Raw genomic sequence first — 23,821 nt, forward strand, 5'->3', positions numbered from 1 at the left:
AAGGTCAGTGACTAACCATCAGTGGGGGATGAAGAACCCCCCCACTGATGGAAGTATTCTTTATCTATTTAAAAGAAACGGAGGTAAGATAGTGACAAATTTTAAATCATTTCACGGGACTGTAACGAGGATAAGTGATATGTATACAGGGCAAGATGGAGAAGGCTGTAATAAATTTATAACTGTAGAAGACAACTCAGGTGCCATTGTAAATTTCGTCGTAACACCTACTACTTACTTTGTAGATCATGTCATGGTGACAGTAGGAGACCGAGTAACTGGATATTATGACGGGAATGCACCTACCATTCTTATTTACCCACCTCAATATCCAGCACTTGTCATGGTAAAAGATAATCCAAACCAGAATGTAAAAGTGGATTATTTTGATAGTCAATTAGTAAGTAGCGATGGACAATTACAATTAAATATATCTCCATATACACCATTGTTATTAACAAACGGTCAATTATTTTCGAATAATCCAGCAAATCGAGATTTAATTGTTATCTATGGACCTTCCACCAAAAGTATCCCAGCACAAACTACTCCTTATCGAATTATCGTTTTGTGTTTAAATTCATTTTAGAAAAATTCTAATAAATAAAAAATTCTTGGAAATTGGTACAGTCGGATTATATACCGGAAAGTGTTTCTTGTATGTATTTGGTTATGGGAATGAATAGACCTTTACCATTACCGTAGAGGGAATCTTAGAGGAAGAACCTGAGCCAGCCACACCTTATATCGTTGGGGAAAAGGTAATGAACCTATGCAATATTATTGATGCATGGTGTCAGGACAGCTGGAATATGTAATCCTGTACCTGTATCACGGACATTTTTACTGCTATTTCCTTGCATTTTGTCCGTGATACCTTTGTCACCCAATAAACTAACTTATATATCGATCTTTTTTATCACTTTAGCTGGATTACCTCCAACTACAACATTATCCGGTACATTTTTAGTAACTACTGCACCTGCTGCAACTACAACATTGTTTCCTATCGTTACTCCTGGACAAATTACTGCACTACCACCAATCCACACATTGTTTCCGATAGTAATCGGTTTTGCATATTCTATACCTGAATTTCGTTCGGTTGGATGGAGGGGATGTGTTGCAGTATAAATTTGTACACTTGGTCCAAGCATGCAATTATTCCCAAACCGAACTTCAGATACATCTAAGATAGTACAATCAAAATTTGCATAAAAGTTTTCACCTACATATGTGTTATAACCGTAATCAAATCTTATATTAGGCTCCATATATAGTTTTTCCCCTGTTGAGCCGAGTAATTCCTTTAATAATTCCGTTCGCTTTTCTCCTTCCGATTCTAACGATTGATTGTATATTCTGACTTTACGTCTTGCTTCTTCACGATCCTTCACTAATATCGGGTCAGCAGGATCATATATCTCACCAGCTATCATTTTTTCTTTTTCAGTTTTCATTTTTAGTCTCCTTCAATCATATGTCAATGTCTAAACGTATATCATAACATTAGATGATTAACCTTCCCAATTAAAAATACTCCCCAGAGTACACTAGAGAGTTGTATATGATTATCTATTTAAAAATATCCCCACGGTTTCCAATGGCTTCGATATAGACCACCTTCTCTTGGTGGTCACCTTTATTTCAACATTCTTTTATTTATATGATAAACCATTTTGATTGAAAATTAACATTAAGGAGTTTATACAGGTTTATTAATTAACCTGTAATTCCCTTTATAGAAAACTTTACACTTACCGCTAAGACTTGTTGAAAAATGTTTATCGTTGTAAATTCACATTTCCCATTTTATTATATTATCTTCTGATTTTCTTATTTTTTCTTCCTCTATAAACCAACTTATATTCCGCCATACCTTCTCTTTCGTTGCCGATATTCTTCAAGCGCATGCAGAAATTCCTTCTCTGAAAAATCCGGCCACAGTGTATCGGTGAACCAGAACTCCGTATAGGCAAGCTGCCATAGAAGGAAATTGCTCAATCGTTTTTCCCCGCCGGTGCGAATAAGTAGGTCAGGTTCTGGCATACCAGCTGTGTATAAGTATCCTGAAAGCTGCTGTTCATCCAGTTCATTCAGTGACAATTTTCCAGCTTTTACATCCAGGTGAATTTCTTTCATGGCATTCAGAATCTCATATCTACTTCCATAGTTGATTGCAATATTCAGTTGAAGACCGTCGTTGTCCCGGGTACGATTGATTGCGTACTGTATAGCTTGACGTGTATAGGCTGGAAGTTTTCCCAGATCACCAATTGCCTCAACTCGTACATTATTAGATAAAAGATCAGGCAAATAATGATTTAGAAACTCCTTAGGAAGTCTCATTAAAAAGTCTATCTCGAGCTTAGGACGTTTCCAATTTTCCGTGGAAAAGGTATAAAGTGTAAGAACCTTTACCTTGCATTTGACTGCTGCCTTGACAATTTTCACAACTGCAGATACCCCTTCATTGTGGCCAGCGACTCTGGGCATGCCTTGCTTTTGGGCCCAGCGTCCGTTTCCGTCCATAATGATGGCCACATGGTCAGGTGTACTACCTCCCGTATTATGATAGTTTTCTTTCGATTGCAATTGCTTATTATTGAAAAAAGGAATTTTCATTAACATTGTCTATCCCCTCAAATGTTGTTCTTTAACTACTACCTTCACGGAACTTACCTTTCACCTGTTTTAACGTCGCAACAATTAGAAAGCTAACAATCACGAGTAAAACCCATGAACTCACCTTTCCTATATGTACAAGACTCCATGCATCAGCTTGGTTTGGATATTTCCAAGCTCCAAAGAACGTTGCAATGTTTTCAGCTATCCATATAAAAAATCCGATGAGCACAAAAGAAAGTGCGATTGGCATACGATAACGAGTTCCACCCACCTCATATGTGACCCATGATTTCCAAAAGACAATAATGACAAGTCCGGCTAACCAGTAGCGGATGTCAATCCAAAAATGATGAGTGAAAAAATTTAAATAAATCGCAGCTGCAAGAGTGACAACCACTATAAACGGTGGCCATTTAACCAGATTAACTTTTAACCTTCTCCATGCCTGACAGAGATAACTCGCAACACTTGCATACATGAACCCACTATATAACGGCACTCCCAAAACTTTGAAATATCCTTCCTCCGGATAAGCCCAAGAGCCCATATGTACCTTAAAAATTTCAAGAGCAAGCCCAATCAAGTGAAACAATGTGATAACCTTTAGTTCATCCCACGTTTCAAGCCCTGAACGTACCATCCAGCCTTGCATAAAAAGAAAAAGGATGAGTAACCAATCATACCGCGGTAGGAAAGGTAGTGGAATCATTTGCGTAATGGCCAAAGAGGCAAAAATAACGACAGGAAACAAACAGGATAAGGCCTGCTCCCAACCAAAGAGAATGAGTTGTTTGAATGCTCTTGAGATGGATGCCCTCACTGTTTTTTTCTGAGCATCTTGTTGAATGGTTACGTTCATCCTATCTACTCTCCTTTTCCCCTACAAGTGGTTTCCTTATTACCCTTCCGTTTCTTCATCACCTTTATATTCCAAAATATCCCCTGGTTGACAATCTAGTGCCTTACAAATTGCATCTAAAGTGGATAATCGGATTGCCTTTGCCTTTCCATTTTTCAATATAGAAAGGTTAGCCATTGTAATTCCAACCCGCTCCGACAGTTCTGTTACACTCATTTTCCTCTTCGCTAACATTACATCAATATTAATTATAATTGCCATGTCATTCACCTCAGACCGTTAAATCATTTTCAGATTTGATATCAATAGCTTCTTTTAATAGTTTTTGAAGAACAGCAGCAAAAACAGCTATAACCAGTGATGCAAAAATAGGAACCATTCCAATTATGATAAGCCCTGGCGCATCGTCTAGCTCTGCTACAACATAAACAAATGGCAGCATAACCACATACAAACCACTGATTGTCATGGCGCAGAATTTAATGTTTTTTAGAGCCTTAACAGACAATTCCGAGAAAGCTTGACTCTTGTCAATGTAACTTAATAGTTTAAAAGACTGATACAAAGCTATGAAATAAGGAATCACGGATATACAGATTCCTATTACAATCGGATACAGTAAATGGGCATAATCTGGATTTACAGGATTATTCACTAACCAAGGTAACCCAAATCCCCCCAAAGCAAGTACTGGTATTCCAAGAAGAATAACGGCTATTTTTAAAAAGAGTGTAGAAACTTGTTTCATAAAAAAAACACCTCACTAAATTATTTTCAAGAATGATTTTACTATTTTATTTATCGTTTTACAATAAAAAAATATTGTTTTCTGTTATATATTTATTGTGATTTGATTCTCTATTCACTTTAGATACAGAAAAAAAGCATTCCTGTAATAAGAAATGCTTCTACCATCTTTACGATAATTCTTTTATATACCATGCATCCATAGCTCCATGCTCTGAACCATCTAGAGGTTTTTCTAGTGATTTGAATCCTAATTTAACATAAAGGAGATTAGCTGTTTCGAGTTTCTTTAATGTCTCTAAGTAACAGTATGAATAATGCTCCTTAGCAAAGTCGAGAGCTACTTTCATCAGTTCCTTCGACAGTCCTATTCCTTGTGACTTCGGTGTAATGTATAGCTTTTGGAGCTCGCAAACCCCTTCCTTCTGTGCAAATGGTGCAATACCTACACCACCTACCACTTCATCTTGTTCATTCACTGCTACCCAATAGTTAGCATTTGATTGTTGCTTATAAAATTGAGCTAACTTGCCAAGCTCAGGATCAAAATAGGCAGTTCCCGGAATGTTTAAATCAAACGATTCCAGTGAGCGTTTAATAATTTGCTCCATTGTATGATTGTCTTTTTCTTCGATTTCACGAATATGCATGTTTTAACCTTCCTATCACTTAACTGTATTAAGGTAATGTTAGCATAATATGAATGGGATTTTAACAGTATTTTCTACATTTTCCTTCAAAAAGTACTAGTCATTTAGTATGAATATTCTTTATAAACCATTAACTTTCTATTAACTCTCTATCAATATATATCTATTAAACTATAAGTGTAATAGATTTTGGAAAAGGAGAGATTAGATGTTAAAAAAACTAGGTATTGTAGCTTTAAGTGGAGCACTTGTATTTTCCGGGGTAAATCTTGGAACAGCAGATGCAGCTAAACCAGAAAATGCCGGTAAGGGAAATGGAAATGGAAATAATGGGAAAGTAGAAAATGTGATATATATGATTCCGGATGGATTTAGTAGTGACTATGCTGCGAATTATCGTTTGTTCAAAGGCGAAGATGCCATTTGGGATAGTCATTTAAAAGGGATGTATACTACGAAATCAGCAAACTCTGACATTACCGATTCTGCAGCTGCTGGAACAGCGATGGCAACAGGGATCAAAACAAATAATGGTGTAGTTGGACTTGATACAAAAGGGAACAAGGTAGAAACCATTCTAGAAGCTGCTGAAAAAGATGGCAGATCTTCTGGATTAGTAGCAACCGCAACCATTACACATGCAACTCCTGCCTCATTCGCTGCACATGTGGATGACCGAAACAATGAAACAGAAATTGCCAAACAACTTATTGCTAGTGATGTAGATGTCATGCTTGGCGGAGGAAAAAATAACTTTCTTCCAGCCTCTGAGGGCGGAAACCAAGAGGAACTAAACCTACTTACACAAGCAGAAGAACAAGGTTTTGAAATCGTAGAGACTCGCAACGAATTAACGAATGTAAAAGACCTAAATGTAGAAGATGGAGATAAATTACTTGGTTTATTTGCTAACGAAGCATTAGCACCTGAGTTACATCGTGGTGATACAAAAGAACCTAGTCTTGCTGAAATGACAGAGACAGCAATAAATGTATTAAAAGAAGATAAAGATGGCTTTTTCTTAATGGTGGAAGGAAGCCAAATTGACTGGGCAGGACATGCGAATGATGCTGCTTGGGCTATGTCTGAAGTAGCAGCTTTTGAAGAAGCAGTTGAAAAAGCGATAGAATTTGCTAAAGAAGATGGGAAAACATTAGTTGTTGTTGGCGGTGATCATGACACAGGCGGAATGACGACTGGGGCAAATGGATCCATGGAATTGAATTTGGACGTATTACAAAATGTTACAGCTACAGGGGATTACATGGCAAGCCAGTTAAATGATGATCGTTCTAATGTTCGTGAAGTGGTTGAAGGACATACTAGACTTACATTATCTGAACAACAAGTCCAAAAAGTTCAAGAAGCAGAGGATGCAGCTTTAGCAATTAATACAGTTACAAGTGAACATGCGAGTGTTGGCTGGACAAGCACCAATCATACCGGTGTAGATATCCCGCTTTATGTGTATGGACCACAATCCGAGAAATTTTTAGGGTTCCATGATAACACCGATTTACCTAAAAAGATTGCAGAAATGATGAAGATAAAATAAGAAGAACTCTGCGAAAGGTCTCTTACATGATATCACTACATGTGGAGACTTTTTAATCTTCTTACTTAATTTTAATGGGTATTCGGATTATCATGTGGAACCTTTACTATATCGATTTCCTTAGAAACTTACCTTGCATTACAAGGCTAATAATGCTATCCTCTATATATCATGTAATACAAGATATTCTATAATCATAACCCTTGCATTACAAGTTAGTGGAAAAGGAGTGAAAGATTTGTCGACAACACAAATGCTAAAGGGCATCATTGATGGCTGTTTGCTGGCAATTATCAAAGATACAGAAGTGTACGGTTACGAAATGGCAGAAAAACTTGGTAGTTATGGTTTTCACTCTTTTAGTGAGGGTACAATTTATCCTTTGTTATTGCGGATGCAAAAGGAAGAATTAGTTACATCCACCTTAAAAAAATCCACAGCAGGACCAAGAAGGAAATATTATTCACTAACTCCAAAAGGGGAGTTGGAATTGAATAAATTTATAGAACGCTGGAACAATTTACAGTCTAATGTTAACAAAGTGTTGGATTGTGAGTCAGATACAGAATATACAAAAGGAGATGAAATCATTGAGTAATGAGTTAAAACTTTCTAAAAAAAGCCAAGAGTTCTTGGAAAACTTACGTGTTTACTTATTTTCAAGTGGAAAAAGATGGGATGAAATTGAAGGAATTGTGAATGAATTAGAAATCCACTTATCCGAAGCTGAAAAAAACGGAAAACCCATTGAAAAAGTTATTGGGAAATCACCGAAGGAATATATGGAAATGATTTCTAATGAAATGATTATTGACTATCGAACATGGTTCAAATACATTTGCCTAATCATTTTTGGGGCCTTGTTTATAAATATTTTACCCGATTTATTGGAAGGAAATCTCTCCTACTCTGTCTTGGAAATTGTCGGATACATTGTTATTACAATAACCTTTATTGCTTCTGTATTTACTGGTTTTAAATACATTTCCAAATCAAATCAATCTATTAAAATACAGGGATTAATATTGTTTACTATAGCTCTACTGCCAATGCTTTTGTTTAGTGGTTTGATTTTCTTAAATAGATCCATCAATACTCCTATCATCTATTTGGGCAATACAGGAAGCATAATTATTGCTATTATTGCAGCCCTATTTATTATCGGAATGTCTCTTTGGGCGAAAACTTGGCTTCTAATTATCGTAGTGACAATGTTAACACTACCTAATTATTTACTAAACCTAACATCATTGGAATATGAAACACAACTAATCTTAAATTCAATCATAACCTTTGGTGGAATTGGCATTTACCTTTGGATAATGTTTAAACTAGAGAAGAATAAATAGATATGTCTACTGAAATAACAAGTCCATTATCATCATCGAATAAAGGCATCCCATGGTGTATTATTGAAACATTTGAAAAGATATTCATACAAGAAAGTTAATGATATTGATGAATATACGCTCATATGATAAAGAAGACTTCCTTAGGTGGGGGTTTTCCTTCCTTTATGAACAGTTGATCCCCACCTACCTCCTTTTTTCCCCTAGAATCTTAAGGTGGGGGAATTCCCTAATACATCTTTAAAAATCGGTACTCCCATTCGGATTCTAACAGACTAAATTTTATTCTCCACGTCAACATTTTCTATGAAATCAACAAATGCCCTCACAATATTTAACTTTAACGAATCCTCATGATATAGCATCCATGTCTTACGCAGAATTGGCTTTCCGTCTTTCATTTTGATTACATATTTGTACACATCATCTACGTCATCTAGCGACATACTTGGTAAAATGGCATAACCTAATCCGTTCACAACCATTTTTTTACAGGTGTCCGCTTTCGTTACTTCGATACTGACTAATGGCGGTTGGGTAAAGTTTTCAGACCACCAATGATCAACGGAAGCTTTCAAATGTGTGTCGGCATGGTAATCAATTCTCGGTAAGCGGGGAAGATCCTGGATATCTATCTTTTCCTTAGAGGCAATACATATCGTCTCTTCTAATAATAGATGTTTTTTATCCTCCCAGCTGTATTCCCCTTTTACAATACCGATATGAACATCCTGCTGATAAATTAATTGTGCGATATGTCTGCTAAAGCCTGTTGTTACCTTGAATTCAATATTAGGATACTGTTCCTTGAATAGCTTTAATAGGTTGGGAAGCTTATAATCAGTAAAAAAGTTAGAAACACCTAACCTTAATGTTCCTGCCACGTTATTCTCCATATTCTGGACATTTTCTTTCATCATTTGAATGGACAACAACATATCATGTGCACAGGTTGCTAAATATTCTCCCTGTGGTGTAAATTGAACGCCGCGCCTTCCTCTATTTACAATTTGTACGCCAAATTCCTTTTCCAATTGCTGGATGCGATTTGTCAAGGCAGGCTGGGATATATATAATTTCTGCGCTGCTTTCGTAATGTTTTTCTCGTTGTAAAGCGTTTGTAAAACTAGCCAATCTCGTTCAATCAAATGAATCACCTCATCAGCCATCAACTTTTGTTATAGATAAATATGCAAATTCAGTATTTTATTTATTTCTAAAAGTATACTATATTGGATGTAAGACGTAAAAGTTAGTGTCTTTTAGAAAACTTGGCATTTCCCAAGTCTTTGGGCGAATGCCTTAGTTGTACTTATGCAAGTTTACGGTGGCGAGTAATTGGAGCCCCAGGATAAGAAGGTTTATACTTTGTTATCTTCCAAAAAACTAAAAAGAAGGTTTTACAATGATAGAAAGTAAATCTGTATTTCGATTTGTCGGGTTTGTCATCATAAGTGGAATAGGAGGTTTTCTTCTTTCGCTCACAGGTCTATCGATTGGTTGGATGATCGGGACACTTCTAACGGCGACTTTGCTTTCTATTTTCTACCCAAAATTATTGCAGGTATCAGCACCTCACAAACAAAAGGGGTTACCAAAGATTTGGTTACATGTCGGCCAGCTTATATTAGGGATAGAACTTGGACGGAAAATGAATAGTTCTGTGTTATACATTTTCGGGGAAAATTGGTTGACGATCATTGTTATGCTTATTTTGTCCATCGTTTTCGCTTTACTTTCAGGATTTATTGTATGGAAATACACGAACTTGGATATGTTGACTGGTTTTTTCGCAACTGCACCTGGTGGTCTATCCTCGATTCCAAGTATTGCGGAAGAAGTAGGTGCAAATACCGGAATTGTCAGCATTGTTCAGACCATGCGTATATTTTTAGTTGTGCTAACCATACCGGTCGTTCTCTCAATGAGCTTTGTTAATCATACTAGTTCAGTAGCTAGTCATCCCGTTCCAACAGCAACCCCACCCTTTGAAGCGCAGCAGATGCTATGGACGGTTGTGTTCATATTGATAGCATGGCTTGGGTATTATTTAGGTAAATTTTTAAAATTCCCTGCCCCATGGCTGCTTGGAAGTATGGTAAGTGTTGCAGCTGTTAAGTCCTTTGGTTCCATTATTATCGGGCACGACCTTATATTTTGGTGGCCACATGTGCTTATGATTTTGTCACAAGTTTTCATCGGCGCAAGCATCGGCTCTCGTTTTCATAAAAATATGTTCAGCGGATTAAAGAGAACCTTAGTCGTATCCCTTTTAGGTACCATTGGCCTTATCATTTCTATGTTCACCTGTTCCTATATCGTTTCATTGCTAACTGGTATATCATTTATCACATCCGCCTTAGCATTTGCCCCGGGCGGAATAGCAGAAATGACTACTACTGCAATCGTCCTTGATGCAGATTCTACATTTGTCGTGGCTGTGCAAGTACTAAGGATCATCGCTGTTTGTATCATACTCCCGCCATTGTTTCGATGGTTAAATTATTGGGAGATGAAAAAGGGGGCGTATACGCATGAATCTGCTTAGTATTGATGCGAAATTTGTATTTTTCCAATAAAAAAGAGTTTACCGTTTAAATTAAACAGTAAATAAATGATAAATTGCATAGAAAAACGCAGTGATATTAGTATCGCTGTGTTTCTTGATATCTATTGACCTGTTCTTAACCATTTTTTCTCAATAATATTAGGCTCTTTACGGTTAGTATGAAGTACATATAATTCCCTTTTGGATCTTCACGATGAAGTGCCTGATATTCTCTCATTGCTTCTAGAGAATTAGAAAACTTCTTCAATGGCGTAATTTCCTCTAGTATTCGTTGTAATTTTATCAGAAGATACGGTATCTTTATTTAGATACAGAGATTATGTTTGCTCCGTAATCACTCCATTCACGAAAATGTGCTTGTAGATATTTTAATAATAGAATTTTTATATTCAAAGAATTAACATAAAAATAGGGTAACAGAAATTTGACTCTAAATTCCTGTTCCCCTTTGATTGATATAATTCTAGCTTATCTAAATCAAGTATAAATTTATTTGGTTTTAAAATATCCAAACCAAGTAACCCACTATGTTCTGCGGGTAACATTCCTACGTCCAACTCAAAGTTCTTTATAATAAATGTACCAATCCGTATTTCATCCATAACTTTTGTATAAAACGGAACACTACCACCAATCCCGTATGCCTCATAAATGGTATCGCCGTTTTCATATTTCACCCCAATGGTTTCTAATACATCTGGGGAAATAACCGTGTGAGATGAACCAGTATCAATTATTACATCGTCAATTCTGGTTGAGTTTCCACGATAATTGATAGTTAGAGAAGTAGTAATAAGTTGTCCATCAAATAATATGTTCACTGCAGCCTTCTCACTTTCATTAAAGGATCCTTACGAATGTGAATTACAAATTTTTCATTTGCTGTATGGTATACTACGGTTCCTTCTTTAGCTTTAAAAAATTCTCTAGTTGCATCTTCATCATCAATTGTACGTATTGGTGCTACTTCATCAACTATCTTCTTGTCATTCTCATAATGATAATCTAGAATTGAAACTAAAAGAAACTGATTAGGGAATAATTCCCTTACCTCTTGCCATTTCATTTAGCACCCCTCCTCTTATTTCTAATTATAATAGAGATATTATAATTATCATACACAAAAGACTATAAATAATTATTTGTTCAAAACTAAAACTTAATTATTTTATTATAAACCCCTTACCATAATCAATTAATATTAGCAACTTATTCTTTATCGTCGTCATCTCCATCAAAAACAATCTCTATTACAGTAAGCAGCAATGCAATAATAATCTCTGTTTTCAAGGAAAGTGCAATACTTGTCATAAGCTCATCCACCGTAAACAGAACTAACCAATTCGATGTGCCTTCAATAATGGCTCGAATCAAAATCACCTTTCTTTTACCTGTTATATTCCGGACGGACAGCTTGAAAATTACTTTAGAAAATAACTCAACAATGATGCCTAGAATAATGAAGTTGATAACGAAAACAACCAATGACCAGATGGATTCATATCGTACATCAAGTAATTCAAATATTCCCGCCAAGCCAAAGAAAAAAAGCCCAAATACAAAACCCACTGCCAGGATTATGAGAAGTGCTATTCCTAAAATTGTTGCCATCTTTTCTTTTATATTCATATTACGAAATGAATCATTTTTATGTTCAGGCATAGGTTTGTTTCTCCCTTGTATATTAAGGATTATGTATCTTCCATTTTCAATTTATCAATATATTGCTTTCCTTCAACCAATGAAAGACCTAAAGTTTCTCTAGCCTTTTTAACCGCTTTTACATCTTTACCTTCTTTTATAAGTTGACGCAAATCATCGTTTATTGGATTTTCCGGTATATCCGATTGTTTAACTAGCCGATCTAGCTTGTACTGCATAGCCTTCATACGGCCTTCTAATCTATCCAGTTTAATAAATAAAGAAATAACCATAAATACTAGTAGAATAGATATACATATAAGAGTGTACTCCATTATTAGCATCCTCCTTTGATAAAGTTTATACCTCTACTTTCTATACAAAAACGTTAGGTAAAAACTAACACATTCGCTCGTCTCTCAGCAAATGTGTCAGTTTTTCTTATACTTGGGACATTTAACTTTAACAAACGAATTATTTCCATTGTAGCTTTTGGATCAAGACCTATACCAAATGAGGTTTTAAAATACCCACGTTATTCATAACGTAATGACTCAATAGGATCTAGGCTAGATGCCTTGTTCGCAGGTAAGATTCCAAAGATAACCCCAATGATCATCGAGAATAATAATCCACCGATAATAACTGGGAATGATACGAGTGGTGGCCAGCCAGCAAAATAAGAAACGACATTGGCAACCCCTGTTCCTAAAAAGATACCAATCGCTCCACCAATTAGTGTAAGGGTTACCGATTCAACGAGAAATTGGAATAAGATTTGTCCCCGTGTGGCACCTAAAGACATACGGACACCAATTTCACGTGTCCTTTCTGTAACAGAAACGAGCATTATATTCATCACACCAATTCCACCAACCAATAAGGATACCCCTGCAATACTACCGATAATGATGGTCATAATACGTGTTACCTGTCCTAGTCCTGCCGCAATCTCTTCCATATTCATCACCTGGTAAGCTTCCTCTGTATCATGAATGCGGTTCAGCATATCAGCAGCTTTCGCCCCAACTTCCTGTAATGCATCAGCATCCTCGGCTTGTAATGTGACTTCACTAATATCATTGCTCGCATAAATACTTCGCCATGTATTCCAAGGAATATACACATCATTTGATCCAAAGGAAAGAAAACCAGTTGGTTCTTCTAAAATCCCGACAATTTCAACGGGCTGGGACTCAATATAAATCACCTCACCAAGCGGGTCTTCCCCGTCAAATAATTCCTCACGAAACGAAGCACTTACAACCGCAGTTCGACTACCACCAAGGAAATCCGTTGCAAGTAAGTTTCTTCCATTTTCTACGTTTAGTTCATTCACATCTAAATAGGATTGGTTTATTCCTGTAATATAGGCTTCAACCGTATCTTCCCGATTTCGTATATTACCAAAATTACTACTTGTTGCAACAATATTTGTTACTTCTGGAATCGTTTCAATCGCTTTAATATCATCTTGTGTAAACGGAGACATCAAACTATTCGCATTCCCCTGTAGCTCTTCATCTGATGGCATGTAGTATAATTCTACTGTGTTTCCTGTGCCAACAATCTGTGACTTTAACATTGCCTCTCCGCCTTGTCCAATGGCGACAATGGCAATAACAGAACCAACACCAATGATAATCCCAAGCATTGTTAAAATCGAACGCATTTTATGTGATAACAAGGAGGAGATTGCCATTTTCATATTTTCTAAGATACTCATTGAAGCTTCTCCCCCTCATCAACAACTACCTGCTTATTTCTATTTAATAATCCATCACGAACATGGATTTGTCTTTGTGCATATACAGCGACTTCTTGCTCATGTGTAACCATCACAATCGTTGTACCTTCGAGATTTAACATCGTAAAAAGTTCCATAATTTGTACACTTGTTTTGGTATCAAGTGCCCCTGTTGGCTCATCAGCTAAAATGAGATCAGGCTGGTTGACAATTGCCCTAGCAATGGCGACGCGCTGCTTTTGTCCACCCGATAATTCATTTGGCAAATGATACATACGATCAGCTAATCCAACCTTTTCCAGTGCCTCTTTGGCTCGTTTTTCTCGTTCCTTTTTCTTTAAGCCTGCATAAATCATCGGAAGCTCTACATTCTTCCATGCATTTAAGCGTGGTAATAATTGAAATTGTTGAAAGACAAAACCAATCGATTGATTTCGTACTCGGGCAAGTGCTTTATCATCATACTCAGACACGAGTTTTTCATTTAAAAAATAGTCACCACTTGACGGACGATCTAAGCAGCCAATAATATTCATAATCGTTGATTTTCCTGAACCAGATGGACCCATAATAGCGGTAAATTCACCTTTATTTATCGTTAAATCAATCCCCTTGAGAACATCAACATCCTCTTTACCCAATTTATAGCTTTTCCTAATAGACTCTAAACGTATCATTGTACCGACACATCCATACCATCTTTGATGTTCTCTGCTGGGTCTATAATTACTTGATCTTTTACCGTAATTCCATCGCTAATCTCGATTGTCTTAAGAGATGCGGTGCCTACCTTTACTTCTCGTCTTTCGGCTTTGCCTTCCACGACAACATAAACATAATTATCATCTTCCTCTTGTTGTACTGCAGTGATCGGGAGTGTGTTCGCCTTATGTTCATCCGTTTTAATTTCCATAGTCATTTGAAACCCCGGTTTTAGACCAATATCTTTATCGTCCACGGTGACTGTTACTGGATACTGAACGCCTGTAGTTCCATCATCCATCCCCATTTCACCTGTATCATTTGGTAGATAGGATATGTGGCTAACTGTTCCTGTCCATGATTCATCTGGAATCGCATCAGAGGTTAACGTGACTGTTTGACCGTCCTTTATATTCAAAGCATCATATTCTGATACGGACCCTTCAACAATCAGCTGATCAAGTGATCCAATACGGATAAGCGGTTGTTGCTCCATTTGATTTGAAGTAAAGGCAGCCTGTTCATTTACTTCAACCACTTTTCCGGTAATATCACTTACTACCTTTAAATCAGCGATTTGTTGATTAATGGTTTCTTTTTGTAATTTAAGCTGTTCTAATTCAATATTCGCCTGTTGTTGTTGTAACTTAATCTGATCATGTTCCTCCTGTAACACCTTATTATCTTTATCTTCTTCGATTTGTTTATCAATTTTCTTATGCTGCTCTCTTAAACTATTACTCTGCAAAATTCCAGATTGTTGTTCAAGTTCATTCTGTCTTTGTTCTAATGTTAGTTGATCATTTTTATATGTAAGGAGTGCTTTTCCTCTCTCAATATCATCTCCTTCGTTGACAAGAATTTCTGCAATTTCTCCCTTTTCAGGACTATAATAAACAGTTTGTTCTTCAGCAAGTTTTAATGTACCCTGTGTCAACACCTTATCCGTAATCTCTTCTTCTTTTAATGTCGTCACTTCAACAGTAAGATTGCTTTCATCAGCGTTTACCCAAATATTTATTCCTAGAAATCCGACAATGATAGCTACAATACCTACCGCAATCCATATTTTTCTCTTCTTCGTTTTCCTTTTCGCTTCCATTTCCATTAAACACCAACCGCTCCACTAAATGCAGCGCCAATCATAGCGAAGATAACTCCGATAACAAAGAGCGCAATAGAAACCGTCCATGCCAATCCCTTCGAAAAATTCGCAACTCTATTCAATCCTAGCGCTGCAAGAATAACTCCCCAAATGCCAAACAATTCAATACTATTTAGTAAACCGCCGATTGCACCCTCAGCCGGAATAATCGATCCTAGACTAGTGAACATTGTTTCCCCATCTCCACCAAGGATGGCAATACCAATTCCATTTATAATGGAACCTAAGACAGATATAATCATTATGTATGTACACATAGAAAATAATTGCTTAAAAGATACTTCCGATCGAGCTAACTTTGCAATAATCCAATAAATAAAACTACTGATTAGAGCTCCAACAATTGGTGCAATCACACCTAAAATACCCGAAGTTACTGCTACAAATACTGCAAAACCAGCCATTTCCTCATCTGATATGCCATCGAGTCCGGTATCTACACTAAACATCGTAATCAGCATTCCAACAATAAATAAACCGATAATAATTGCCATCGGTCCCAAAATCCTTGGACGCTCCCTAATCCGTTCGAACTGTTCGATTGGACTCCAAATCATTCCAAATATGGAGGGTTTCTCCACAATTGGCTCTTCCGTTTCTAATTTTTTTACTTCTGACATTGTGCTTACATCCTTTCTGATTTTAATCTTTATATCCTTATACGGTAACTATTCTGCAAAAGTTTCAACTTTTTTAATTAAATAACAATTTATTTAAGACATCAGAAAAAGGAAGAGGTTTGTCCCTCACCATAAAGGTTAAAAAAACTAACATATTCGCTCGTCCTTTAGCGAATGTATTAGTTTTTATACTTGGCCCGTTTAATTTTTAAGATATATTGGATCCGTTCCGAACTAAAATTTTATAGCTTTCAAACGTAAAACTAAGTGATATTTGGTTGTTAAAAAAGAAAACTCATTATAACAATTCCTTATTCTTTTTATAGGATCTCCTTAAGGAAATGAAGCTAGTGATAAACCAAACTATGCCAACACTTAATAATAACCCTGTAATTTCCATCCATTCGTTTCGATTGCTTGGTATATCTAAAAAAATTAAGTATAACAGCATAAAAATAACTACAAAGCTACATGTTCTACTGAAAATGTTTTTTATCTCTTTCTTGTAAGAATGTTCTGTTGCAATATCTGTATATTCAATTCCAGATATTATATACCTTCCCGAAACATATAAGAGGAATATAGCAACGAACAATAATAGTACTATTTCTACATCGTTAATAGTAAAAATTCTGTTACAAATTATCATAATAATAACAGATAGGAAAAGGATTATTGCTCCTTCCGAGAAAAAATACAACATTCTTTTTTCCTTATACTCATCATCTGGCAATAAAAAGGATATCCAAGATTTCATATCAAATTCTCCTCCCAAAATAAATCATCTAACGTTTTATTTAACTCTTTTGCTATTGCAACACATAATTGAAGACTTGGATTATATTCTCCTTTCTCAATTAGCCCAATCGTTTGCCTCGTAACTCCCACTCTTTTGGCTAATTGTTCTTGTGTCATTGACATTTTCAATCGCATTATTTTCACATTATTCTTCATAAACTCACCTGTTTTATGTAATTTATATCTTACATATGTAATTTATATCTTACATCCTTTTTAGAAAAAAGTAAAACTAATTTTTTCGTTAACTTATATTTGAGAAAAGAATGTTTCTACACTCATTAAAAAAAGACCATCGAGAACTTCTCGATAGCCATAGATCTTACATTTATTTTAGGGCGTTAAGTGCAATCTTAACAGCTTCCGCAATCAACGCATCATCATATGTTGCATCCTCTGTATCATGACGGGACATAATTGCAATGACGATTGGCTCTCTGTTTGGTGGCCAAACAACTGCAATGTCATTTCTCGTTCCGTAACTTCCGGCTCCACTCTTATCGCCAACCTCCCATCCTTCTGGTGCGCCTGCACGAATCAGTGTATCACCTGTCGCATTTCCCTGTAGCCAATCCGTGAACTGTTCACGCTTTTCATTCGGAAGCAAGTCACCTAATGCAAATGCTTGAAGACTAGTAGCAAGAGCTTTTGGAGTACTGGTGTCGCGAGGATCTTCCGGACTGAATTGATTTAAGTCTGGTTCATATCGTTCTGCCTGAGTATCGTTATCTCCTATCTCTCTTAGGGTTTGTTCAAATTCTTTAGGGCCACCTATTGCATTAAATAAGAGGTTTCCAGCTGTATTATCACTGGTTCGAACTGCTGCCTCAGCAAGGTTTAAAAGGGTCATACCGCTATCTACATGTTTCTCAGTCACCGGAGAATAGGGAACCAAATCCTCTTTAGTATAAGTAATAACTTCATTAAGCTCTTCCATAGAATTCTGCTGCAGAACAATAGCAGCAGCCAACGCCTTGTACGTGGATGCAAAGGCGAAACGTTCCTCCGATTGATATTCAATGGCTTGATTTGTTTCTGTATCAACCGCATAGACACCAAGTTCAGCATCAAACTCTTCCTCGAGTTGAGAAAACTGATTATCTATTTTTGCTGTTTGATTTTCTTCTTTCTCCTCCTTAGATGAGGCATCCTTTGAATTTTCCTTATCCGCGCAAGCCGCAAGTGTGATCAGCATAAGCAATAATATACATAATGTAAATTTATGTATGCTGAATTTATATTCAAATCGTTTTCCCATATCTATAACCTCTTTCTATTTTAGATTCACTATCTTGATTTAATAATAATCAAATTTGACTTAAAACTTTAAATAAGATTTTATTGTTAACCTTAGTTCTATCTTCTTCCTTACAACTCTTCTAAATTAACTCCTGTTCCTCCTTTCCAGATTACACCTGTAGTCATATACTACAATTGTAATCGATATGTGTCAAGTTGTTTCATAAACTTTCTTTAAAGACTTTTAATCTCGTATTCTATTCCATTTTCCTATATTAGGTAATCAATAACTAATTGATAATCTTCTAATGAATTGTTAAAATGCAAATACCTACTGGTGGGAAAGAACTTTATATTTTCCTACTTGCCAAAAAATGGAGGTAATTAGAATGTTCCTCGTATACATATTCACATGTTTTATAGTGTCCTCCATTACTATAGCTGTTATTATGTTGATTAAAAGGTTATTTTCAAAACACATTTCTGAGAAATGGCAGTACAATCTATGGTTTTTATTGCTAATCGCGTTAACTCTACCATTTTTACCAAAACAACTATTTCATTTTGAAAATCTTTTTCTTTCATTCGATGTAAATCAAAACAATGGAATGATCGATTCATCTATCAACAACGACAAAAGCTTAAGATTTAGTAATGGAAACTGGATGGAGGACTTCACAGTATCAGTCCATCAACTCGACCTGGATTTTCTAAATATAACTTTAGGAAGTATTTGGATCATAGGCATGATAGTCATGATTATTCTATCCCTACTAGCCTGGGTTAAGTTAAAGAAAATAAAAAGTACAACATCGGTTCTAAAGAATCAAGAGGTATTACATTTATTTGAGCAGTGTAAGAATCATTTGCATATCTCCAAACCGATATTCATTGGAGAATCACCACTTGTCAAATCTCCAATGACATTCGGTATATTTAAGACATATGTGGTGTTGCCGATGCAGCTTGACGAATGGATGCCACTTGAAAAAATCCAATATATTTTTATGCATGAACTACATCACTACAAATATAAAGATATCGCAACAAACTTCATCCTCATCATTTATCAAATTATTTACTGGTTTAATCCACTTGTATGGATTGCTTTTAAGGAAATGAGGGTAGATCGCGAAATTGCCTGTGATGCAGCTGTTTTAAAATCATTGGATGAGCATTGTTACGTAGATTATGGGAATACAATTATAAATTTTGTGGAATTATCCTCACGATCGAGTAATATTACTTGGACCAATCAGTTTAATGGACCCAAGGAGCAACTCAAAAAACGAATCGAAAAAATTGCATCTTTCACGATGGAATCAAAGGGCTTAAAGTTCAAAAGTATTTCAATATTTTCCCTTATAGGTGTATTCGTAGCAGGTCAAGTCCCATTTGTTTCAGCCATGTCCAATGACAAAAGCTTTTATCATTTTAACAGTGAAGAAAATACCACTTATGAAGACTTCAGCGAATATTTTTCTAACTATGATGGAAGCTTTGTATTATACGATATGAAGGCTGATCATTATACCATTTACAATAAAAATAACAGTATGACAAGAGTTTCTCCGAATTCTACTTACAAGATTTATACTGCATTATTTGGATTAGAGTCAGGAGTAATAGCAGGTGATCATTCCACAATCAATTGGAATGGAAAACATTATCCTTATGAACCTTGGAATAAAAACCAAAACTTATCAACCGCTATGAAAAATTCGGTAACTTGGTATTTTCAGGAATTGGACCAAAAAATACCTAAAGACACCGTCCAAACTTATTTAAGACAAATTGGATATGGAAATGAAGATCTTACTGGTGGAACAGACTATTGGCTAGAATCTTCTTTAAAGATATCTCCAATCGAACAGGTACAATTACTATCAGCGTTTTATACAAATCAGTTTGGTTTTAAAGATAAGAATATCCAGACTGTAAAAGACTCCCTTTTATTAGAGGTATATGATGATGTAAGGTTATCTGGAAAAACCGGTACTGGTACTATTAATGGCAAAAATGTAAATGGCTGGTTTATTGGATATGTAGAAACGAAGAATAATACATTTTTCTTTGCAACCAACATCCAAAATGAAGATAATAGTTATGGAAGCAAGGCCGCAAACATAACATTATCTATTTTAAAAGATAAGGGAATCATTAAGGAAATTGGAGAATAATTGAATTTCACATGTATGTAAAAGAAGGAGGGGAATCAGGTTGACTAAGAAAATCCCCAATATTTCAGAATCAGAATGGGAAATTATGCATGTCCTATGGGAAAAGTCTCCTAGAACGGCTAGTGAGGTTATATCTTCCATACAGGAAAAAACAGATTGGAAGCCGAAAACCATACGTACTCTTTTAGATCGTCTTACTCAAAAAAAAGCCGTTGGTGTCAACAAAGATCAAAGAGTCTATACGTTTTATCCACTTTATTCACAAGAAGAGTGTCAGCGCGCCAAGGCTCGCTCCTTCATTGATCGAATTTATGGTGGAACCTTAAAGTCGATGTTAGTTCAGTTCATTCAGGAAGAGTCTTTATCAGAAGATGATATTAAAGAATTACGTTCCATTTTGGACAAAAAACCTAAAGAAAAATGAAGGGCAAGACAAGGTAATATTTTTTTAAAAATAAGATACTGATAAAAGAGCGATTATGGTTAGTACCGTAATCGCTCCCTTCGCTGAATCTCTATATAACATGTGTTATCGCCATAATAAATTGATAAACAAAATAACATGAAAAACCAATTAATACTAATCCTGCAACGATAGAAAACCCTTTAATCATGGAATGGCTCATTACTTTTCTAGTTGTCGCCACGATGGTTAATAACCCTATATCGTGCAATAAAATTCCTGTTAAAACACCTGAAGCGATAATTAAAAAGTTGGCTGGCTCAGCCGCATTATACGAGTTGGTTAGTACTGCCCCAAATACACTTAACCAGAAAACAATATTCCCTGGCGATACGGCAACAAGAAATCCATTACGATAAGTAGACCATAATGATTTTTTCGGTTTTTCTCCTGATAATGTTATATCCTTGTCCGCATTCTTAATGGAATCATATCCGATTAGTAACAAAAATATTGCACCAATGAACCACATAGGAATTTGAATAAAAGGAAGTTGCAAAATTGAGGCTAGCCCCAAATAAAGGCATAAAATTAAAACAAAATCAATGGTCATTCCACCTAACCCCACAACCCAACCGTGCATAAATCCGTTTTTAAGACCTTGTTTCGTCATTTCTACCGTAATTGCCCCTACTGGCATTGCAACAGCAAGTCCCGCAATAACATATGTAAAGAATAATGCCATTAACCTCACACCCCTATAAAAAGTAAATACTATCATATCATAAAAATTTAAAATCATGTATATTTATGCAATTGCTTTTATAATTATTATTTGACTTTTTTCAATCAAATTGGTAGCTTCAGAATAAATATTAACTGAAGAGTTACCTTTATCCTTATTTAGCCTCCAATTTCAAAAACTCCATTTTGAAAAAAGATTAATCAAAATGGAGTTTCATTTACAAGTTAATGTATGTTATATTTGATTTGCTACGTGGATCCATAGTAGCAATCGTTTCATACGGACTAACATCTAAATCTTCAGGAGAAAGAGTTTATAAATACATGCAATATTTTTATATCTTATGCAATAAAAATACAAGAAATTCAGTCTGAAAAGTTTATCAGAGGCAGATTGGTAGATTATATGAATATCTTTAGAAGTCTATTAAAGAACAAAGATTATAGAGATTTGTTTAGCGCGTCCTTTAAGAAAAGAATCCCCTTATAAATACGCAGCGTATAAAGGTGGGAGTAGGATAAATATAACTAATTCACTGATGTATTTGGAAGATAAAATGAATCCTAATTTATTATTTACATTTTGAATTCCTAGTCAATGTAAAAGGATCGCCCAATTATTCACTACCTACTTTTTTTAATTCCTATACGGATAAACAATAAAGAAAAGAATACTAAAGCTGATATAGCAATTGTCCTACCAATATACATCCAATTCATTTCCCCATGTCGAATTGCACTCACAATTATAATCCCTACCAGAACACCCACAATAATATAAAAATATGATATTAATTTATTAACCATAAGAACCCTCCTTAGATTATTTAATTATCTTTAACAAAATATTAGATTGTTGATACCGAGACTGGAGTTTGGAAACAACTTTATTGTTATTTAACACTATCCTGCTTACCTCGGACCTTATGATAAAGGGACATAATGATCCAAATAGGGATTGGAAGTACGATCACTCCAGCTGTTATATATGATAAGAGTTAATTGCAGAATCTGGATCTCTACCACCGACAAATAACAAAAGAATAGCCAATAGTAATAGGACAAGGGATGGTATGGCTTTTACTAAATGGACTAATCCTTTTCTTCCTTCTACCTTCCATTTGTTCCTGTAAATTGTGATTATAGTCCAAGCTGTTGGGAGAGCAAATATACTGAGAATAATGGCAACTATAATAAGTAATGATTCTAAGATGCCGGAACTTATTATAGCCCCAACCCATGCGAATGCTGTTATTAAAACAAACGGAACTGCCAACTTTTTCATGGAGTCAATTGAAGAAAAAAGAACCCTACAAGGCTCTTCACTAAATTAATATAATTTTTTTGATTATCCAACTGTATTATATTAACCCAAAAAAATCAGTCTTGAACAAAATTAAAAATAATATAAGAGTAAATATTACTTGACTAATTGTTAATTTATATTCATTCGGATTTTCCGCATACTTTCGCTCCATAATTGCTCTAACGATTTCTGAAATACCAATCAGAATAAATATAATAAACCACGGATAAGTTCTATCCATAGGTTCTCTCATGATGGTTATCACATAGGTAAATAAGATAATTACTATTGTAATAATTCTAATTGTCCAATCTATTTTTTTATGCTTCTCATTGAAATAGTTATTTGAAAATAAATTCCCTCTCCTTTTCTCAACTTTTAGCCAATTTCTCATTATGGTATGAAACAAAAACAATATAAACCCTACAATGGCTAACAACAATATAAATCTCAACAAAAAGTTAGGCTCTTCACCATACATAAATTCATCCATCCTCCCATACGTTTGCTTAATAACATATTTTTATTTTACATAAAAATTGCCATCATTACATAGAACTTCCTAAATTATTCAAAAAGTTAACTTACCTCACCTATTGTAGTTGCTTTATTCATATCAGATAATTATTTAAGTTTACCTAAAAATAAAGATTGACTTCCAACAAAAAACAGGCATTGAAAAGTTCAACCTAATAAATGGACTTTTCGATGCCTATTTTAGTCTTTTTTAATCAAAATGTACGTAATTTATTGGAAATTAAAAAGAAAAAGCCTACTAAAATTTTATTTGGACAAAACAAAATATACAGCATAAAAAGGAGTCTTTTTCTATGACCAATTACAACACATTTAGCCAGGCAATTTACACTACTAAACGTTCCATTTATGATTTTTCTTCAAAATTGACAGAAGGAATGCA

General features: G+C 35.3%; 29 protein-coding genes. 7 read left to right on the forward strand and 22 right to left on the reverse strand.

The genetic code is table 11. The features are described from left to right. The first annotated feature begins 91 nt into the window (after positions 1 to 91). Positions 92 to 589: a hypothetical protein gene (locus KM885_RS01270; protein WP_047184160.1), complete on the forward strand. Its 498-nt coding sequence runs from the start codon at positions 92 to 94 to the stop codon at positions 587 to 589. 310 nt (positions 590 to 899) lie between these two features. Here the strand turns inward: KM885_RS01270 and KM885_RS01275 are convergent, their stop codons facing one another. The 6 genes from KM885_RS01275 to KM885_RS01300 all read right to left on the reverse strand — a co-directional run bounded on the left by KM885_RS01275 (position 900) and on the right by KM885_RS01300 (position 4,884). Then, complete coding sequence (locus tag KM885_RS01275; protein WP_047184161.1) at positions 900 to 1,460, reverse strand: sugar O-acetyltransferase; 561 nt, start codon at positions 1,458 to 1,460, stop codon at positions 900 to 902. Between the two features lie 403 nt (positions 1,461 to 1,863). After that, positions 1,864 to 2,631: an isoprenyl transferase gene (locus KM885_RS01280; RefSeq protein WP_047184162.1), complete on the reverse strand. Its 768-nt coding sequence runs from the start codon at positions 2,629 to 2,631 to the stop codon at positions 1,864 to 1,866. 25 nt (positions 2,632 to 2,656) lie between these two features. Beyond that, positions 2,657 to 3,487 carry a DUF817 domain-containing protein gene (locus KM885_RS01285; protein WP_047184163.1) on the reverse strand — a complete coding sequence of 277 codons (831 nt, stop codon included), beginning with the start codon at positions 3,485 to 3,487 and terminating at the stop codon, positions 2,657 to 2,659. Between the two features lie 39 nt (positions 3,488 to 3,526). After that, positions 3,527 to 3,748: a helix-turn-helix domain-containing protein gene (locus KM885_RS01290; protein ID WP_047184164.1), complete on the reverse strand. Its 222-nt coding sequence runs from the start codon at positions 3,746 to 3,748 to the stop codon at positions 3,527 to 3,529. Positions 3,749 to 3,758: 10 nt separating this feature from the next. Continuing rightward, positions 3,759 to 4,235 carry a DUF2975 domain-containing protein gene (locus tag KM885_RS01295; protein ID WP_047184165.1) on the reverse strand — a complete coding sequence of 159 codons (477 nt, stop codon included), beginning with the start codon at positions 4,233 to 4,235 and terminating at the stop codon, positions 3,759 to 3,761. A 169-nt stretch (positions 4,236 to 4,404) separates the two neighbouring features. Beyond that, the gene (locus KM885_RS01300; RefSeq protein ID WP_047184166.1) at positions 4,405 to 4,884 is read right to left on the reverse strand and encodes a GNAT family N-acetyltransferase; all 480 of its coding nucleotides are present in this window, start codon (positions 4,882 to 4,884) and stop codon (positions 4,405 to 4,407) included. A gap of 208 nt (positions 4,885 to 5,092) precedes the next feature. Between KM885_RS01300 and KM885_RS01305 the strand changes: the two genes are divergently transcribed. The 3 genes from KM885_RS01305 to KM885_RS01315 all read left to right on the forward strand — a co-directional run bounded on the left by KM885_RS01305 (position 5,093) and on the right by KM885_RS01315 (position 7,788). After that, positions 5,093 to 6,439: an alkaline phosphatase gene (locus tag KM885_RS01305; RefSeq protein WP_047184167.1), complete on the forward strand. Its 1,347-nt coding sequence runs from the start codon at positions 5,093 to 5,095 to the stop codon at positions 6,437 to 6,439. A 253-nt stretch (positions 6,440 to 6,692) separates the two neighbouring features. Next, positions 6,693 to 7,037, forward strand: coding sequence for a PadR family transcriptional regulator (locus KM885_RS01310; protein ID WP_047184207.1), 345 nt, complete (start codon positions 6,693 to 6,695; stop codon positions 7,035 to 7,037). Continuing rightward, a complete protein-coding gene (locus KM885_RS01315; RefSeq protein WP_047184168.1) occupies positions 7,030 to 7,788 on the forward strand; it encodes an HAAS domain-containing protein in 759 nt (252 codons plus the stop codon). The genes KM885_RS01310 and KM885_RS01315 overlap by 8 nt, the downstream gene beginning before the upstream one ends. Before the next feature lie 275 nt (positions 7,789 to 8,063). On the opposite strand, the gene KM885_RS01320 is transcribed toward KM885_RS01315, so the two are convergent. After that, positions 8,064 to 8,936 (reverse strand): LysR family transcriptional regulator, encoded by an 873-nt coding sequence (locus KM885_RS01320; RefSeq protein WP_060668777.1) that lies wholly within the window; start codon positions 8,934 to 8,936, stop codon positions 8,064 to 8,066. A 257-nt stretch (positions 8,937 to 9,193) separates the two neighbouring features. On the opposite strand from KM885_RS01320, the gene KM885_RS01325 reads away from it, so the two are divergent. After that, positions 9,194 to 10,336: an AbrB family transcriptional regulator gene (locus KM885_RS01325; protein ID WP_216883444.1), complete on the forward strand. Its 1,143-nt coding sequence runs from the start codon at positions 9,194 to 9,196 to the stop codon at positions 10,334 to 10,336. A 410-nt stretch (positions 10,337 to 10,746) separates the two neighbouring features. Here the strand turns inward: KM885_RS01325 and KM885_RS01330 are convergent, their stop codons facing one another. The 11 genes from KM885_RS01330 to bla all read right to left on the reverse strand — a co-directional run bounded on the left by KM885_RS01330 (position 10,747) and on the right by bla (position 18,288). After that, positions 10,747 to 11,178 (reverse strand): retropepsin-like aspartic protease, encoded by a 432-nt coding sequence (locus tag KM885_RS01330; RefSeq protein ID WP_047184170.1) that lies wholly within the window; start codon positions 11,176 to 11,178, stop codon positions 10,747 to 10,749. After that, a complete protein-coding gene (locus tag KM885_RS01335) occupies positions 11,175 to 11,423 on the reverse strand; it encodes a hypothetical protein (RefSeq protein WP_047184171.1) in 249 nt (82 codons plus the stop codon). Before KM885_RS01335 ends, KM885_RS01330 begins: the two co-directional genes overlap by 4 nt. 143 nt (positions 11,424 to 11,566) lie before the next feature. Further along, complete coding sequence (locus tag KM885_RS01340; protein ID WP_047184172.1) at positions 11,567 to 12,019, reverse strand: regulatory YrvL family protein; 453 nt, start codon at positions 12,017 to 12,019, stop codon at positions 11,567 to 11,569. A 29-nt stretch (positions 12,020 to 12,048) separates the two neighbouring features. After that, the gene (locus KM885_RS01345; protein WP_047184173.1) at positions 12,049 to 12,333 is read right to left on the reverse strand and encodes a hypothetical protein; all 285 of its coding nucleotides are present in this window, start codon (positions 12,331 to 12,333) and stop codon (positions 12,049 to 12,051) included. A gap of 200 nt (positions 12,334 to 12,533) precedes the next feature. After that, positions 12,534 to 13,724 (reverse strand): ABC transporter permease, encoded by a 1,191-nt coding sequence (locus KM885_RS01350; protein ID WP_216883445.1) that lies wholly within the window; start codon positions 13,722 to 13,724, stop codon positions 12,534 to 12,536. Further along, positions 13,721 to 14,422: an ABC transporter ATP-binding protein gene (locus KM885_RS01355; RefSeq protein WP_216883446.1), complete on the reverse strand. Its 702-nt coding sequence runs from the start codon at positions 14,420 to 14,422 to the stop codon at positions 13,721 to 13,723. The genes KM885_RS01350 and KM885_RS01355 overlap by 4 nt, the downstream gene beginning before the upstream one ends. Further along, positions 14,419 to 15,555 (reverse strand): efflux RND transporter periplasmic adaptor subunit, encoded by a 1,137-nt coding sequence (locus KM885_RS01360; RefSeq protein WP_216883447.1) that lies wholly within the window; start codon positions 15,553 to 15,555, stop codon positions 14,419 to 14,421. Before KM885_RS01360 ends, KM885_RS01355 begins: the two co-directional genes overlap by 4 nt. Then, positions 15,555 to 16,232: a YknW family membrane protein gene (gene yknW / locus KM885_RS01365; protein ID WP_216883448.1), complete on the reverse strand. Its 678-nt coding sequence runs from the start codon at positions 16,230 to 16,232 to the stop codon at positions 15,555 to 15,557. The genes KM885_RS01360 and yknW overlap by 1 nt, the downstream gene beginning before the upstream one ends. Positions 16,233 to 16,530: 298 nt before the next feature. After that, entirely contained in the window at positions 16,531 to 16,989 is a 459-nt protein-coding gene (locus tag KM885_RS01370) for a DUF3278 domain-containing protein (RefSeq protein ID WP_216883449.1), read from the reverse strand. Beyond that, positions 16,986 to 17,186 (reverse strand): helix-turn-helix transcriptional regulator, encoded by a 201-nt coding sequence (locus KM885_RS01375; protein WP_060669153.1) that lies wholly within the window; start codon positions 17,184 to 17,186, stop codon positions 16,986 to 16,988. The genes KM885_RS01370 and KM885_RS01375 overlap by 4 nt, the downstream gene beginning before the upstream one ends. A 172-nt stretch (positions 17,187 to 17,358) precedes the next feature. Further along, a complete protein-coding gene (bla, locus tag KM885_RS01380; protein ID WP_216883450.1) occupies positions 17,359 to 18,288 on the reverse strand; it encodes a class A beta-lactamase in 930 nt (309 codons plus the stop codon). A gap of 370 nt (positions 18,289 to 18,658) precedes the next feature. On the opposite strand from bla, the gene KM885_RS01385 reads away from it, so the two are divergent. Together KM885_RS01385 and blaI are read left to right on the forward strand one after the other, a co-directional pair. Then, complete coding sequence (locus KM885_RS01385; RefSeq protein ID WP_204797883.1) at positions 18,659 to 20,449, forward strand: BlaR1 family beta-lactam sensor/signal transducer; 1,791 nt, start codon at positions 18,659 to 18,661, stop codon at positions 20,447 to 20,449. 40 nt (positions 20,450 to 20,489) lie between these two features. Then, complete coding sequence (gene blaI / locus KM885_RS01390; protein WP_047184185.1) at positions 20,490 to 20,873, forward strand: penicillinase repressor BlaI; 384 nt, start codon at positions 20,490 to 20,492, stop codon at positions 20,871 to 20,873. Positions 20,874 to 20,964: 91 nt separating this feature from the next. Here blaI and KM885_RS01395 read toward each other — a convergent pair whose 3' ends face one another. The 4 genes from KM885_RS01395 to KM885_RS01410 all read right to left on the reverse strand — a co-directional run bounded on the left by KM885_RS01395 (position 20,965) and on the right by KM885_RS01410 (position 23,383). Next, positions 20,965 to 21,597 carry a LysE family translocator gene (locus KM885_RS01395; RefSeq protein WP_047184186.1) on the reverse strand — a complete coding sequence of 211 codons (633 nt, stop codon included), beginning with the start codon at positions 21,595 to 21,597 and terminating at the stop codon, positions 20,965 to 20,967. Between the two features lie 623 nt (positions 21,598 to 22,220). Beyond that, positions 22,221 to 22,403: a hypothetical protein gene (locus KM885_RS01400; protein ID WP_047184187.1), complete on the reverse strand. Its 183-nt coding sequence runs from the start codon at positions 22,401 to 22,403 to the stop codon at positions 22,221 to 22,223. A 175-nt stretch (positions 22,404 to 22,578) separates the two neighbouring features. Then, positions 22,579 to 22,881, reverse strand: a complete 303-nt coding sequence (locus tag KM885_RS01405; protein ID WP_060669156.1) for a hypothetical protein — start codon at positions 22,879 to 22,881, stop codon at positions 22,579 to 22,581. Positions 22,882 to 22,957: 76 nt separating this feature from the next. After that, positions 22,958 to 23,383 (reverse strand): DUF4181 domain-containing protein, encoded by a 426-nt coding sequence (locus KM885_RS01410; protein WP_047184188.1) that lies wholly within the window; start codon positions 23,381 to 23,383, stop codon positions 22,958 to 22,960. Positions 23,384 to 23,821 lie beyond the last annotated feature (438 nt).

Origin of the sequence: Oceanobacillus caeni (assembly GCF_019037185.1) — a bacterium.
GTDB lineage: Bacteria > Bacillota > Bacilli > Bacillales > Amphibacillaceae > Oceanobacillus > Oceanobacillus caeni.